The 14,038-nt window shown below is 62.5% G+C and carries 10 protein-coding genes; 9 read left to right on the top strand and 1 reads right to left on the bottom strand.

The window, feature by feature from the left end:
- The first annotated feature begins 57 nt into the window (after positions 1–57).
- The 7 genes from NPS56_RS14735 to NPS56_RS14705 all read left to right on the top strand — a co-directional run bounded on the left by NPS56_RS14735 (position 58) and on the right by NPS56_RS14705 (position 8,588).
- Complete coding sequence (locus tag NPS56_RS14735; protein WP_274075257.1) at positions 58–1,143, top strand: Zn-dependent alcohol dehydrogenase; 1,086 nt, start codon at positions 58–60, stop codon at positions 1,141–1,143.
- A 100-nt stretch (positions 1,144–1,243) separates the two neighbouring features.
- The gene (locus NPS56_RS14730; protein WP_274075256.1) at positions 1,244–2,440 is read left to right on the top strand and encodes an acyl-CoA dehydrogenase family protein; all 1,197 of its coding nucleotides are present in this window, start codon (positions 1,244–1,246) and stop codon (positions 2,438–2,440) included.
- A gap of 10 nt (positions 2,441–2,450) precedes the next feature.
- Positions 2,451–3,593, top strand: a complete 1,143-nt coding sequence (locus tag NPS56_RS14725) for an acyl-CoA dehydrogenase family protein (protein ID WP_274075255.1) — start codon at positions 2,451–2,453, stop codon at positions 3,591–3,593.
- Positions 3,594–3,667: 74 nt separating this feature from the next.
- Positions 3,668–5,233 (top strand): arylsulfatase, encoded by a 1,566-nt coding sequence (locus NPS56_RS14720; protein ID WP_274075254.1) that lies wholly within the window; start codon positions 3,668–3,670, stop codon positions 5,231–5,233.
- Positions 5,234–5,402: 169 nt separating this feature from the next.
- On the top strand, positions 5,403–6,152 hold the full coding sequence (locus tag NPS56_RS14715; RefSeq protein WP_274075253.1) for an electron transfer flavoprotein subunit beta/FixA family protein: 750 nt from the start codon (positions 5,403–5,405) through the stop codon (positions 6,150–6,152).
- Entirely contained in the window at positions 6,153–7,094 is a 942-nt protein-coding gene (locus tag NPS56_RS14710; RefSeq protein WP_274075252.1) for an electron transfer flavoprotein subunit alpha/FixB family protein, read from the top strand.
- Between the two features lie 159 nt (positions 7,095–7,253).
- Complete coding sequence (locus NPS56_RS14705) at positions 7,254–8,588, top strand: MFS transporter (protein ID WP_274075251.1); 1,335 nt, start codon at positions 7,254–7,256, stop codon at positions 8,586–8,588.
- Positions 8,589–8,638: 50 nt separating this feature from the next.
- Here the strand turns inward: NPS56_RS14705 and NPS56_RS14700 are convergent, their stop codons facing one another.
- Complete coding sequence (locus NPS56_RS14700) at positions 8,639–11,374, bottom strand: LuxR C-terminal-related transcriptional regulator (protein ID WP_274075250.1); 2,736 nt, start codon at positions 11,372–11,374, stop codon at positions 8,639–8,641.
- Positions 11,375–11,683: 309 nt separating this feature from the next.
- On the opposite strand from NPS56_RS14700, the gene NPS56_RS14695 reads away from it, so the two are divergent.
- Positions 11,684–12,790, top strand: a complete 1,107-nt coding sequence (locus NPS56_RS14695) for an acyl-CoA dehydrogenase family protein (protein ID WP_274075249.1) — start codon at positions 11,684–11,686, stop codon at positions 12,788–12,790.
- Positions 12,791–12,818: 28 nt separating this feature from the next.
- Positions 12,819–14,006 (top strand): lipid-transfer protein, encoded by a 1,188-nt coding sequence (locus tag NPS56_RS14690; RefSeq protein ID WP_274075248.1) that lies wholly within the window; start codon positions 12,819–12,821, stop codon positions 14,004–14,006.
- Positions 14,007–14,038 lie beyond the last annotated feature (32 nt).

Here is a 14,038-nt window from a genome sequence, read left to right as displayed (position 1 = left end):
CATGGCGGATGCGTTCGCCATCGCCGGCCACATCCTGCTTAAAAAGAGAATAAAAATATGAAAGCTGCCGTTCTACATGCCCCCGGTACGCCACTGATCATCGAAGAGGTCGGTATCAGCAAGCCCGGCCCACGGGAAGTGCTGGTGCGCACAGTTGCGGTGGGCGTTTGCCACTCCGACCTGCATTTCGTCGATGGCGCCTATCCGTACCCGATGCCGGTGGTGCTCGGTCACGAAGCGTCCGGCATCGTCGAGCAAGTGGGCTGCGAAGTGCGTACGGTCAAGCCGGGCGATCATGTGGTGACCTGCCTGTCAGCCTATTGCGGCCACTGCGAGCATTGCGTCACCGGGCACCTGTCGCTGTGCGTGTCCCCGGACACCAAGCGTCGTGCCGATGAAGAGTCACGCCTGACCTACGTGCAGAAACCGATGACGCAGTTCATCAACCTGTCGGCCTATGCCGAACAGATGCTGGTGCATGAGAACGCGCTGGTCGCCATTCGCCGCGACATGCCGCTCGACCGCGCGGCGCTGCTCGGTTGCGCGGTCACCACCGGCACCGGCGCGGTGTTCAATACCGCCAAGGTGCGCCCGGGTGAAACGGTCGCGGTGATCGGCTGCGGCGGTATCGGCCTGTCCACCATCAACGGCGCGGCGCTGGCGGGTGCCGGGCGAATCATCGCCATCGACATGCTCGATTCGAAGCTGGAACTGGCCAGGCAGTTTGGCGCCACCGATGTGGTCAATGCCAAGGACGGCAGCGCCGTTGCGCAGGTGCTGGAGTTGACCCGAGGCGGCGTGCATCACGCGTTCGAGTGCATCGGCCTCAAGCAAACCGCCGAACAGGCTTTCGGCATGCTTGCCCGGGGCGGCACCGCAACCATCATCGGCATGATCAAACCCGGGGTAAAACTGGAGCTGGACCCCATGGCCATGTTGCACGAGCGCCGCATCCAGGGTTCGTTCATGGGGTCCAACCGTTTCCCCGTGGACTTGCCGCGCCTGACCGACTTCTACATGCAGGGCCGGCTCAAGCTCGACGAAATGATCTCCCAGCGCATCAAGCTCGAGCAGATCAACGAGGCCTTCGACGAATTGCGCCGTGGTGAGCTGGCACGCTCGGTCATCGTCTTCGATCAATGACTGCGCCGTCGTCGCCGGCTCATGCCGGCGACGGCACGCCCATTCAGTCGTCCTCCCACAAGACCGGCCCCAGGCTGGCGACTCATCATCGAGGTATCAGATGGATATTCATTTCAGCGCCGAGGAAGTGGCGTTCCGCGAGCAAGTGCGCGCATTTCTCAAGGCCAATCTGCCGCAAGACATCGCGGACCGGATCAACCAGGGCAAATCGGTGTGCAAAGCCGACCAGGTGCTGTGGATGCGCACCCTGAATGACCAGGGCTGGCTGGCGGCGAGCTGGCCGGTGGAGCAGGGCGGCACCGGCTGGACTGCCGTGCAGAAGCATATTTTCGACGAAGAGTGCTCGGTCGCCGGTGCGCCACGGATCGTGCCGTTCGGCATCAACATGGTCGGCCCGGTGATCATCAAGTTTGGCACCGAAGAACAAAAGGCCCATTACCTGCCGCGCATCCTCAATTGCGACGACTGGTGGTGCCAGGGTTATTCCGAGCCGGGCGCCGGTTCTGACCTGGCCAGCCTGCGTACCCGTGCGGTGCGTGACGGCGACGACTACGTGGTCAACGGCCAGAAGACCTGGACGTCCACCGGTCACATGGCCGACTGGATGTTCTGCCTGGTGCGCACCGATGCCGAGGCGCAGCAGCAACGGGGCATTTCCTTCCTGCTGATCGACATGAAGAGCCCGGGCATCACCGTGCGGCCGATCATCACCCTCGACGGTGGGCATTACGTCAACGAAGTGTTCCTCGACAACGTGCGGGTGCCGGTGAAGAACCTGGTGGGCCGCGAAAACGAGGGCTGGACCTGCGCCAAGTACCTGCTGACCCACGAACGCACGACGATCGCCGGGATCGGCATCGCCAAGGCCATGTTGTCGCGGCTCAAAGCGGTGGCCCGGGCAGAGCGGCGCAACGGCAAGCCACTGATCGAAGATCCGCACTTTCGTGCGCAGATCGCCGACGTGGAAATCCAGTTGATGGCCATCGGCATGAGCAACCTGCGCATCCTCGCCTCGGCCCAGGAGGGCGGTGTTCCCGGTTCGGAAAGCTCGATCCTGAAAATCAAGGGCACCGAGATTCGCCAGGCCATCACCTACCTGCTGACCAAAGCCGTGGGGGCCTATGCCAACCCGTTCCTCAAGGACGAGTTGGGTTACGACCATGAAGGTGAACTGCTGCACAGCGAGTTCAGCAATTCCTCCACCTGCCAGTACCTGGACATGCGCAAAGCCTCGGTCTACGGCGGTTCCACTGAAATCCAGAAGAACATCATCGCCAAGATGATTCTCGAACTCTAAGGGGCAGTCCATGGACTTCAAACTTTCAGAAGAGCAGCAAATGCTGCAAGACACCGCCGCACGGCTGGTGCGCGACACCTACACGTTCGAGCAGCGCGAGCAGTTTCGCGACAGCGCCAAGGGCTTCAGTGGCGAGTTCTGGCAACAGATGGGCGAACTGGGGCTGACGTCGGTGCCGTTCGCCGAGGACGTCGGCGGTTTCGGTGGCAATGGCGTGGATGTGATGCTGGTGGCCCAGGAACTGGGACGCGGCCTGTGCCTGGAGCCCTGGCTGCATTCGGTGATCTTTGCCGGTGGCCTGATCGATCAACTGGGCAGCCCGACGCAAAAGAGTGAACTGCTGCCGCAGGTGGCCAGCGCCGATTTGCAACTGGCGGTGGCCGTCGAAGAGCCGCACAGCCACTACCAACTGCACGATGTACAGACCCGCGCCGAAGCGGCCACCGGCGGCTGGTCCCTCAACGGGCGCAAGTCGGTGGTGGTGGGCGGGCAGAGTGCAGGGCTGATCCTGGTCTCGGCGCGGTCGTCCGGGGATGTGCGTGACGAGGCGGGCATCAGCCTGTTCCTGGTCGATCCGTCCACCCCGGGCGTGAGTGTGCGCGAATACCCGACCATGGACGGCCGCCGGGCGTGCGACCTGTTCCTGGACAACGTGTTCGTCAGCAGCGCCGCGGTACTGGGCGAACAGGGCAAGGCCCTGGATGCGTTGCGTTACCAGCAGGGCCGGGCCATCGCCGCACAATGTGCCGAAGCCGTCGGCAGCCTGCAAGCCACCTGCGCGCTGACGCTGGATTACCTCAAGACACGCAAGCAATTTGGCCAGGTCATCGGCAAATTCCAGGCCCTGCAGCACCGCATGGTCGACATGTACATCGAGCTCGACCAGGCGACTTCCATGACCCTGCTCGCTGCCTGTGTGGCTAACGAGCCGGACAGCGAAGAACGCAACCGCACCCTGGCCGCCGCCAAATACACCGTCTGCCGTGCCGCGCGCTTCGTCGCCGATCAAGGCATCCAGTTGCACGGCGGCATCGGCCTGACCTGGGAATACGTGCTGTCGCACCACGCCAAGCACTTGCTGATGATCGCCCGCCAGTTCGGTGACGACGACCATCACTTGCAGGCCTACAGCGCGCTCATGCAGGACGCCTGACACTCACGCCGCGCGCCTGTTTTCCAGCCAGGCGCGCTCGATCCAGACAAGACGATAAAAACAAGGAGCAAGACATGATGACGAGATCATGGCGTTGGCTGCGCGACCTGAGCGTCGCGAGCACGTTGCTGGCCGTGTCGGTCTGCAGTTCTGCCGCCGACAAACCGAATGTGCTGGTCATCTTTGGCGATGACATCGGCATCTTCAATATCAGCGCCTACAACCAGGGCATGATGGGCTATGAAACGCCCAGCATCGACCGTATCGCCAAGGAAGGCGTGCTGTTTACCCATGCCTATGGCGAGCAGTCCTGCACCGCAGGTCGCGCAGCGTTTGCCCTGGGCGAACACCCGTTCCGTACCGGCCTGCTGACCATCGGCATGCCCGGTTCCGATCACGGCATTCCCGATTGGGCACCGACCATCGGCGACGCGATGAAGCAACAGGGCTACACCACCGGACAGTTCGGCAAGAACCACCTGGGCGATCGGGACAAGCACCTGCCGACCAACCATGGCTTCGACGAGTTCTTCGGCAACCTGTACCACATGAACGCCGAGGAAGAGCCGGAAACCTACTACTACCCCAAGGACCCGGCGTTCAGGAAGCAATACGGGCCGCGCGGTGTGATCCATTCCTATGCCGACGGCAAGATCGAAGACACCGGTCCCCTGACCCGCAAACGCATGGAAACCATCGATGACGAGTTGGTGCAGGCCACCAACAACTTCATCGACAAGGCGCACAAGGCCGACAAGCCGTTCTTTGTCTGGTTCAACGCCACCCGCATGCACATCTGGACCCACCTCAAGCAAGAGTCCGAAGGCAAGACCGGCGTCGGCCTGTACCCCGACGGCATGGTCGAGCATGACGGGCAGGTCGGTCAGTTGCTCAAGAAGCTCGATGACCTGGGCATCGCCGACAACACCATCGTGATCTACACCACCGACAACGGCGCGGAGAAATTCAGTTGGCCCGATGGCGGCACGTCACCGTTCGCCGGCGAGAAGGGCACCTCCAATGAAGGCGGGCATCGTGTGCCGTTGCTGGTCAAGTGGCCGAAGGTACTCAAGCCCGGCACCCATATGAACAACCTGATTGCCCACAACGACTGGATGCCGACCCTGGCCGCGGCGGCGGGCGCACCGAACCTGGTGGCGGACCTGGCCAAGGGCACTCAGCTCAACGGCAAGCAGTTCCGTGTGCATCTGGATGGCTATGACTTCCTGCCGTTCTTCAAGGGCGAGGTCAAGGACAGTCCGCGCGAGGAATATTTCTACTTCAGCATGGGCGGTGACCTGGATGCGATCCGCTGGCGCGAGTGGAGGCTGGCGTTCGCGCAAATGACCGGGGATTTCGCCAGCGCTACGCGCAAGGTCACCAACGTGCCGGTGTTGACCAACCTGCTGGCCGACCCGTTCCAGACGGCGCGCAAGGAATCGCCAATGGCCAAGCGCTGGGCCGCGGACCAGGCGTGGTTGCTGGTGCCGATCCAGGCCAAGGTCAAGGCCTTCATGGCCACGCTGGGCCAGTACCCGTTCCAGGAAGGCGTCAGCCTGAACCCCGGCAATATCAACTACCAGAGCCTGGCGGTGAAGAAAGCGCTGATGGGGCTGCAGAAGCCTGCACCTGCCAATTGATCGGTATTCGCAGGTATTGCGGTCAACGCACAACAACTGCAGGAGCGAGCTTGCTCGCGATGGACGTCAACGATAACGCGTGCGTCCTGATTAAACGCGTCGTTCTCAAGTTTTTCGCGAGCAAGCTCGCTCCTACAAAAAGAAGCTATCCACTTTTTGGAGTTATCTGATGAAAGTCCTCGTAGCCGTCAAGCGCGTGGTCGATTTCAACGTCAAGGTTCGCGTCAAGGCGGACCAGTCCGGCATTGACCTCGCCAACGTCAAAATGGCCCTCAACCCCTTCTGCGAAATTGCCGTGGAAGAAGCCGTACGCTTGAAAGAGCAGGGCATTGCCACCGAAGTCGTGGTGGTCAGTGTCGGTCCTGTTGCCGCGCAGGAACAGTTGCGCACCGCGCTGGCACTGGGCGCCGACCGCGCCATCCTGATCGAGTGCAATGACGAGCTGAGTTCGCTGCCTGTGGCCAAGCTGCTCAAGGCCGTGGTCGACCAGGAGCAACCGCAACTGGTGATCCTCGGCAAGCAAGCCATCGACAGCGATAACAACCAGACCGGGCAGATGCTCGCCGCACTCACCGGTTTCGCCCAGGGCACCTTCGCCTCGAACGTCGAGATCGCTGGCGACCAGGTGATCGTTGCCCGGGAAATCGACAGCGGCATGCAAACCGTCGCGCTGAAGCTGCCGGCCATCGTCACCACCGACCTGCGCTTGAACGAGCCGCGCTACGCCTCTTTGCCAAACATCATGAAGGCCAAGAAAAAGCCGCTTGAAACCTTGACCCCCGAGGCCCTGGGCGTGTCCACGGTTTCCACCAACCAGACCGTGAAAGTCCAGGCGCCTGCCACACGCAGCGCCGGCATCAAGGTCAAGTCGGTGGCTGAACTGGTCGAAAAACTGAAGAACGAAGCGAAGGTGATCTGAATGGCAATCCTGGTAATCGCTGAGCACGACAACAACTCCATTGCCACGGCCACGCTCAATACCGTGGCTGCAGCTGCTCAAATCGGCGGCGACATCCATGTGCTGGTAGCGGGGCAGGGTATTGGCGCCCTGGCTGAAAGCGCCGCTGAAATCGCCGGTGTGGCCAAAGTGCTGCTGGCCGACAACCCGGCCTACGCCCATCAACTGCCGGAAAACATCGCGCCACTGGTGGTCAGCCAGGTGATCGAGCAACACACCATCTACAGCCACGTCCTGGCGCCGGCGACCTCCAACGGCAAGAACATCCTGCCGCGCGTAGCGGCTGCGCTGGACGTCGACCAGATCTCCGAAATCATTTCGGTGGAGAGCGCTGACACCTTCAGGCGCCCGATCTACGCGGGCAACGCCATCGCCACCGTGCAATCGAGTGCCGCAGTCAAGGTGATCACCGTACGTGCCACCGGTTTCGACCCAGTGGCCGCCGAGGGTGGCAACGCTGCCATTGAAGTCGTTGGGGCCGTCCACGAGGCTGGCGTCAGCGCTTTCGCGAGCGAAGCGCTGGCCAAATCCGATCGTCCGGAACTGACCGCCGCGAAGATCGTCGTGTCCGGCGGGCGAGGCATGCAAAACGGCGACAACTTCCAATACCTGTACAGCCTCGCCGACAAACTCGGCGCCGGGGTCGGGGCTTCCCGTGCCGCAGTCGACGCAGGTTTCGTGCCCAACGACATGCAGGTCGGCCAGACCGGCAAGATTGTCGCGCCGCAGTTGTACATCGCGGTCGGCATCAGCGGGGCGATCCAGCATCTGGCCGGTATGAAAGACTCGAAAATCATCGTCGCCATCAACAAGGACGAAGAGGCCCCGATCTTCCAGGTGGCGGACTATGGCCTGGTGGCGGACCTGTTCGAAGCGGTCCCGGAACTCGAACAAGCCCTCTAAAAAACACCGTCCCCCCCAACACCCTGTAGGAGCGAGCTTGCTCGCGATGGACGTCAACGATGACGCGTTCTTTCTGAATAATCGCGTTGTCCTTGCGTTCTTCGCGAGCAAGCTCGCTCCTACAGGGGAGGTGTTTTCAACCATGGAAAGGAGCGCCACATGAGCCACGCAGCAGAGCACTACCTGCCGGCGACAGCCGATTATTCGGTCGAGGAAACCCGTGCGGTTTACCGCAAGGTCATCCTGCGATTGTTGCCGTACCTGGTCCTGGCCTACGCCATCAATACCATCGACCGGCTCAACGTATCCTTTGCCAAGTTACGCATGGCCGAAGACATCGGGTTGACGGATGCCGCCTACGGCATCGGCGCCGGTATTTTTTACCTGGGGTACATCCTGTTCGAAGTGCCGAGCAACCTGTACCTGCAGCGCATTGGTGCCCGGGCCACGCTCACTCGCATCATGGTGCTGTGGGGCATGGTCACGGTGGCCACGGCCTTTGTCACCACGGCGAACCAGTTGATTGTCGCGCGGTTTCTGCTGGGCGTGGCCGAGGCCGGTTTCTTCCCCGGCGTCATCCTGTACCTGACGTACTGGTTCCCGCCCGCACTGCGTGCGCGCATCACCGCGGTGTTCCTGATGGCGGCGATGATTGCCGGCATCGTCAGCGGGCCGCTCGCCGGGATCATCATGAGCCATTTCCATGGCTGGCTGGGCCTGCGCGACTGGCAGGTGCTGTTTGTACTCGAAGGCGTCCCGGCGATGCTGCTGGGGCTGTTCGGCTGGTTCTGGCTGGTCGATAAACCGGACGATGCACGCTGGCTCACGCCGCAGGAAAAACACCTCCTGGCGGCGAGTCTTGCCCAGGGGCGCCCGGCAGACATGCCCAATGCCAGCCTGGCGCAAGTGCTGCGCAATCCCCGGGTGTACGTCGCCGGGCTGGTGTTCTTCTGCATCTACAGTGGCTCCAATACGGTGTCTTACTGGATGCCGACATTGATTCGCGGATTCGGTGTGCATGACCTGAAAACCATCGGCCTGTTGGCCAGCGTGCCTTATGCCGGTGCCTTGATCGGCATGTACTTGCTGGCCCGCAGCTCGGACAAACGCCTGGAACGTCGCTGGCATGTGAGCCTGACCCTGCTGCTCAGCGCAATTTGCTTCTTCCTGCTGGGCCCGGTCCAGGATCATCTGCTGCTGTCGCTGGTGTTCATGAGTATCGGTGCCGCCGCCGCCATGTCCGCGCTGTCGCTGTTCTGGAGTATTCCACCGGCCTTGCTGTCACCTTCGGCGGCGGCGGTGGGCATTGCGGTCATCAGCTGCATTGGCGGCCTTGCCGGCGTTATCAGCCAGGTTGTCGTAGGCGCGATCAAGACGGCGACCGGGGACCTGTACCTGGCGTTCGATGTGATCGCGGGTGTGTTGGTGGTGGGTGCGGTGGTGTTGCTGGTCGCCATTCCGGCCAGTCACCTGAAGGAGCGCATCAAGCCGTAGCCCTCCTGATCGGCTCATCGCGGGCCACCCCCGCGATGAACGCCGGTCTTTCAGGTGATCCAGCCCCGCGTGCGGGCAATGGCCAGGGTTTCCGTGCGCCCCTTGGCCTCCAGTTTCGCGTAGATCTTCTGCAGGTGCGATTTGACCGTGAACTCGGAGAGAAACACCTTCTCGGCGATCTCGCGGTTACGATGCCCGGCAGCCAGCAGTTGCAGGATCTGATATTCGCGCACCGTCAGCACTTCGTGGGCGCCGTTGTCCTTGCGCGCATCTTCCATGTTGCCGTCGCTGACATCCAACAGTTGCATCAGCCTGTCGACGAATCCGCAGTCGATCCCCAGCTCCTTGCAGCGTGCCTTGCCGGTCGTGGCCCAGCGTTGCAACAGCCCGGCCATGCGCTCGCCTTCTTCGATGAACGTGGCGAAGAAGCCGTCATGGCTGGCCAGGCGCAGCGCTTCACCGAGCGCTTGAAAGGCCTCCTGTGGTTGCTGGAGGCTGTCCAATGCGAGCGCCAGGAGAATCTGCAGCTTCAGTTCGCGGCGGTGATGTTGCCAGTGCCGCGCCTGCTCGATCGCCGTGCGCAAGGCCTTGGCTGCCGCCGCACCTTCACCCTGGACAATGCGCAAGCGTTGTCGGGCGATACTCGGGGTGTCCACGTCGTTGGCGATGCGGATGAAGTCGGGACGGTCCCAATCGCCGGCAAGGTCAGCTGAATGCAGGGCTTGCAGCGCCGTGTCCAGGCGCTGTTCGAGCAACGCCACTCGGGCTCGCTCCAGCCAGGCAGAGCACTGGACGCGGTGTGAGCCGACCTGGCGGCCGATCTGCTCGAGCTCCACCAGGCAGCGGGTCCAGGTGGTGCGATCGCCCTGGCTGTAGGCGATACGTGCGGTCAGCACGTGGGTGATGATCTGGTTCTCGGGGGAACTGACCTGCTTGGCAAAAAACAGGCAGCGTGAGAGATACTTTTGCGCCTGCGCAAAGTTGCCGTTCTCGTACAGCAGCAGGCCATGAAGGATATCCAGCGACAGCTTGGCTTCGTGTGGTTTGCCCTGGCCGGTGTTTTGCGTTCGCTCCGGCGTGCTGTGCATGCGCACCAGGGCATTGCTCAAGCGGCCCTGGATCAGGTCCAGGGTGCTCTCGTTGACCCGGAAGATGTGGCGCAGAAAACTCGAATGAACCCGCGAGTCACGTTGCAATGCACTGGACAACAGGTTGCGTGCTTCATCGTAGCGACCGCTGGCAACCATGTTCATCGCCACCGAATTGGCCAGCACGATGTATAAATGCACTTCGTCGGCAGGCATGCACTCAAGCAGTTCGACGCCCCTGCGGCAACAGGCTTCGGCCTGATCGGTCACCCCAAGGCGCAAACATTCCACGACCTTCGGCACATAGGCATAGGCCGGCCCCGACTGGTGCGCCAGACGTTCGGCCACGTGCATCGCGTCCTTGAGGCGTGTCGTGCTTGCCAGCAGCCAGGCGTAGGCCTGGTTGAGTAGCGGATAGCGGTCGCGAGTCGCCTCTGGAATCCGATCCAGCCAACGCAGCAGCAGGCGTGTGCGGCCACTGTCGATCAGGGTATCGAGGTGACGGTTCAAACCGTCGGCGGCTTCATCGAGGAGACCGGCATTGAACAGGTGTTCGACGCCGGGGATCGGTTGCCCGGCATCGAAGAACCAATGCGCAGCGGTTTCATGAAGGGTTTGTGCCATGCCCGGGTACAGGCGATCCAGGGCGTGGCGCAAGAAGCTGGCGAACAGGTGGTGATAACGGAACCATTGCTGCTGGCTGTCGACCGGCACCAGGAACAGGTTGGTGCGGTCGAGGTGGTCAATCATGGCGCGGCTGTCCTTGCGCCCGGTCACCGCTTCACACAGCGGCACGCAGAACTGCTCGAGGATGCTGGTCTGCATCAGGAATACCCGGCAGTCCTCGGTCTGTCGCGCCAGGATGTCTTCGGTGAGGTATTCGGCCAGTTCCAGGTTGGAGCCGGAAAAAGACGAAATGAAGGCGCCGTGATCGTCCCGGTCCTTGAGCGACAGGCTGGCCAGGTAAAGCCCGGCGATCCAGCCCTCGGTGCGCCGGTACAGCGTGGCCAGCTCATCGTCATGCAGCGGGATCTGCCGTTTGCCGCGAATGAACGCCATGGATTCTTCAAGCGTGAAACGCAGATCCTGCGGGCGGATTTCCAGCAGTTGTCCACGGGCGCGAATCCGCCCCAGGCCGATGCCCGGCGTTGAGCGTGACGCCATCACCAGGACGCTGCCGGAGGGCAGTTGCTCGACCAGTTGCTGGAGAAACTCGAGCACTTCGGGGTTCTGGATGACTTCGACTTCGTCGAGCAGGACGGCAAAGGGCAAGGGGCTGCTGACCATGAGTTGCAGCAGGTCCTCGGCACAGGGCGGATCGTTGCGCTCAGACTGCCGGGCGGACACGGGCAGCAGGCCGAGGCCCTTGTCCAACAGGTTGACGAAACGTTGCAAGTCGTTGTCGGCGGGCTCCAGGTTGATCCACAGCGCTCGCTTGCCGCTGGCCAGACAGTGCTCGCGGTATTGCTGCATGAGCGTGGTTTTACCGAAACCTGCGGCTGCACGAATCAGGATCAGGCGGGCCGCATCGGCGTCGGCCATTTGCTGAAGCAGGCGCGAACGCGACAGGTGGCTGTCGGCCGATTTGGGACTGGCGAACTTGATAGAGCCACTTCTCGAGGCTGACGGCTCACTCGGGGCGGCAGTGAGCGCAGGGCCGGCAGGCCCGACCATTGAATTGTCCCAGTGAACTGGCATTGAAAGTACCTCCAAACAGATCACTCGCCTGGCAATGTGATCTTTTTATTCTTGTAAGTGCGGCCATATTGCCACGTCTGGCCGTTGCCCGAGACTTTGGTCTAACGCAACCCTCAGGGCGCGCCGTTAAGCGGCGGCGTCATTCATTGAGCTTGCCCGATTATTGTGCACGCACAGCGTCTTGCAAACCCGCCCCCCCTGTGAGGGTGGCTCTCGATGCACCGCGTCCCATGCAACGATTGCCTCGACAAACTGGAACGGGTTTTCCCGTTTTTTTCCATGCAATCGGGCGATGGCCAAAGGTTCCGGATGGACGTTCAACGCACTCTCTACCGCGAAGACCATGAGATGTTTCGCACCGCCGTGCGACGCTTTCTCGAGCGCGAAGACTTGCCTCGCCTGACGGGTCGGGAAAATACCGGTGATGTTGAACGGCGGGTCTGGCTGAAGGCCGGTCGTGAAGGGCTGTTGTGCGTGACCCTGCCGGCGCAATTTGGCGGTGGTGGTGACGTGGGTCATGCCGCGGTGCTGCGCGAGGAGTTTGCCCGGGCAGGGGCCTGTGACCGGGCGATGTCACTGCACTCGGACGTCATCGCACCGTGCATCGCCCAGTTGGCCAGCGACGAACAGAAGCGTCGCTGGCTGCCAGGCGTTTGCAGCGGCGAGGTGGTGCTGGCCCTGGCCGTCACCGAACCCGGCGGCAAACCCGGGAGCTTGCGTACTCACGCCGTGCGCCATGGCGCTGATTACCTGATCAAGGGCAGCAAAACCGCGGTCGGCAACGGCATCGCCGCCGACCTGATCCTGCTCGCGTGCCGTACCGACGGCAATAACGGTGAATCGGGTGTCAGCCTGATCATGGTTGAAACCGGTCGCCCGGGCGTGCAGCGCATCCGTAGTGCGCCAGGCTGCGCGCAACCGAGTGCCGCCGAATTGCACTTGGACAACGTGCGTGTACCGGCGGGCAACCTGCTGGGCGAAGCGGGCAGGGGCCTGGATTACTTGAGCCAGGCAGGAGCGCAGGAGCGCCTGTTGGCGGCGATTGCGGCCGCCAGCCGCCTCGAACACCTGCTGGACCTGACCCTGGACCATCTGCGTCAGCCCGATACCAGCGGACATTGTTCGTGGGATCTGCAGCACACCCGCAAAAAAGTCGCCGATATCAAGGCCCGCGCCGTCGCCTTGCGGGTACTCGTCGATCACTATCTGGAGCGGCGCATGCGCCATCCATTGAGCGCTGAGCACACGGCGATCGCCTATCTGTATGCCAGCGACACCCTGCGCAAATGCACCGAGGAACTGGCACGCCTGCGCGCCACCCAAGGCCGCCTGCGCACTCATTCCATTGCCCATGCCACGGTCGAACACGGCATGACCGGCAAGGCCATGCACGAAATCATCGCACAAGCGCTGTGACACCCCTCAAACCAGCAAGGACATCGTCATGAGTCAAAATGCATTAGTAGCCGGCGTCGGCATGATCCCGTTCAGCAAACCGGGCGCGAGCCCGAGCTACATCGACATGGGGGCCGAAGCGGTACGCCTGGCACTGGCCGATGCCGGCCTGAGCTATGACCAGGTGCAGATGGCGTTTGCCGGTTACGTGTACGGCGATACCACCTGCGGCCAGGCCGTGTTGTACCGGGTGGGCCGCACGGCGATTCCGGTGTTCAACGTCAACAATGCCTGCGCCACCGGCTCCAGCGCGCTGTTCCTGGCCCGTGCCGCCGTCGAAAGCGGCCAGGTCGAATGCGCCCTGGCGGTCGGCTTCGAGCAGATGCGTCCGGGGCCGACCCGCTCCAACTTCGATGACCGTCCGTTGCCCCGTGGCGATTACTTGCCGATTCAGGATGAACTGTGTGGCGACGCCGGTGACATCCCGCGCAACCTGATCACCTTCGGCGGTGCCGGCCGTGAGCACATGCGCAAATACGGCACGCAGATGAGCACCTTCGCCGCGATCCGCGCCAAGGCCAGCCGCCATGCCGCCAACAACCCGCTGGCCTTGTTCAAGAAGATCGTCACCACCGAAGAGGTCATGAATGACCAGTTGATGTGGGAAGGGGTCATGACCCGGATGATGGCCTGCCCGCCGACCTGCGGTGCCGCCGCCGCGATCATCTGCTCGCCGGCGTTCGCGAAGAAGCACGGCCTGCGCACTGACGTGGCGATTCTCGCCCAGTCGCTGGTGACCGATCCGGTGGAGTCCTTCGAGCCGAAAACCATGATCGGTTTCGTCGGCGCGCACATGGCCGAACGGGCCGCCGGTGCGGTGTACGAAAAGGCCGGCGTCGGTCCCCAGGATATTCGCGTGGTCGAATTGCACGACTGCTTTGCCCACAACGAACTGTTGACCTATGAAGCCCTGGGCCTGTGCCCGGTGGGTGGCGCCGAGCAGTTCGTGCTCGATGGCGATAACACCTACGGCGGTCGCGTCGTCACTAACCCGTCCGGCGGCCTGTTGTGCAAAGGCCATCCGCTGGGCGCCACAGGCCTGGCGCAGTGCTATGAGCTGACCCACCAACTGCGCGGCACCGCGGGTGCGCGACAGGTCGAAGGTTTGCGCCATGGCTTGCAGCACAACCTCGGGCTGGGCGGCGCCTGTGTGGTCACGCTGTACGGCAAGAACTGAGTGATCTGAGCGGCCGTGCCAGGCACGGCTGA

Source organism: Pseudomonas putida, from assembly GCF_028682635.1.
In the GTDB taxonomy this organism is placed as follows: Bacteria; Pseudomonadota; Gammaproteobacteria; order Pseudomonadales; family Pseudomonadaceae; genus Aquipseudomonas; species Aquipseudomonas putida_AE.
This window is presented reverse-complemented; position numbering and strand designations above follow the sequence as displayed.

Excerpts from the sequence above, each read along its gene's own strand:
- NPS56_RS14735 (WP_274075257.1), top strand. The coding sequence starts at position 58 with ATGAAAGCTGCCGTTCTACATGCCCCCGGTACGCCACTGATCATCGAA.
- NPS56_RS14730 (WP_274075256.1), top strand. The coding sequence starts at position 1,244 with ATGGATATTCATTTCAGCGCCGAGGAAGTGGCGTTCCGCGAGCAAGTG.
- NPS56_RS14725 (WP_274075255.1), top strand. The coding sequence starts at position 2,451 with ATGGACTTCAAACTTTCAGAAGAGCAGCAAATGCTGCAAGACACCGCC.
- NPS56_RS14720 (WP_274075254.1), top strand. The coding sequence starts at position 3,668 with ATGATGACGAGATCATGGCGTTGGCTGCGCGACCTGAGCGTCGCGAGC.
- NPS56_RS14715 (WP_274075253.1), top strand. The coding sequence starts at position 5,403 with ATGAAAGTCCTCGTAGCCGTCAAGCGCGTGGTCGATTTCAACGTCAAG.
- NPS56_RS14710 (WP_274075252.1), top strand. The coding sequence starts at position 6,153 with ATGGCAATCCTGGTAATCGCTGAGCACGACAACAACTCCATTGCCACG.
- NPS56_RS14705 (WP_274075251.1), top strand. The coding sequence starts at position 7,254 with ATGAGCCACGCAGCAGAGCACTACCTGCCGGCGACAGCCGATTATTCG.
- NPS56_RS14700 (WP_274075250.1), bottom strand. The coding sequence starts at position 11,374 with ATGCCAGTTCACTGGGACAATTCAATGGTCGGGCCTGCCGGCCCTGCG.
- NPS56_RS14695 (WP_274075249.1), top strand. The coding sequence starts at position 11,684 with ATGGACGTTCAACGCACTCTCTACCGCGAAGACCATGAGATGTTTCGC.
- NPS56_RS14690 (WP_274075248.1), top strand. The coding sequence starts at position 12,819 with ATGAGTCAAAATGCATTAGTAGCCGGCGTCGGCATGATCCCGTTCAGC.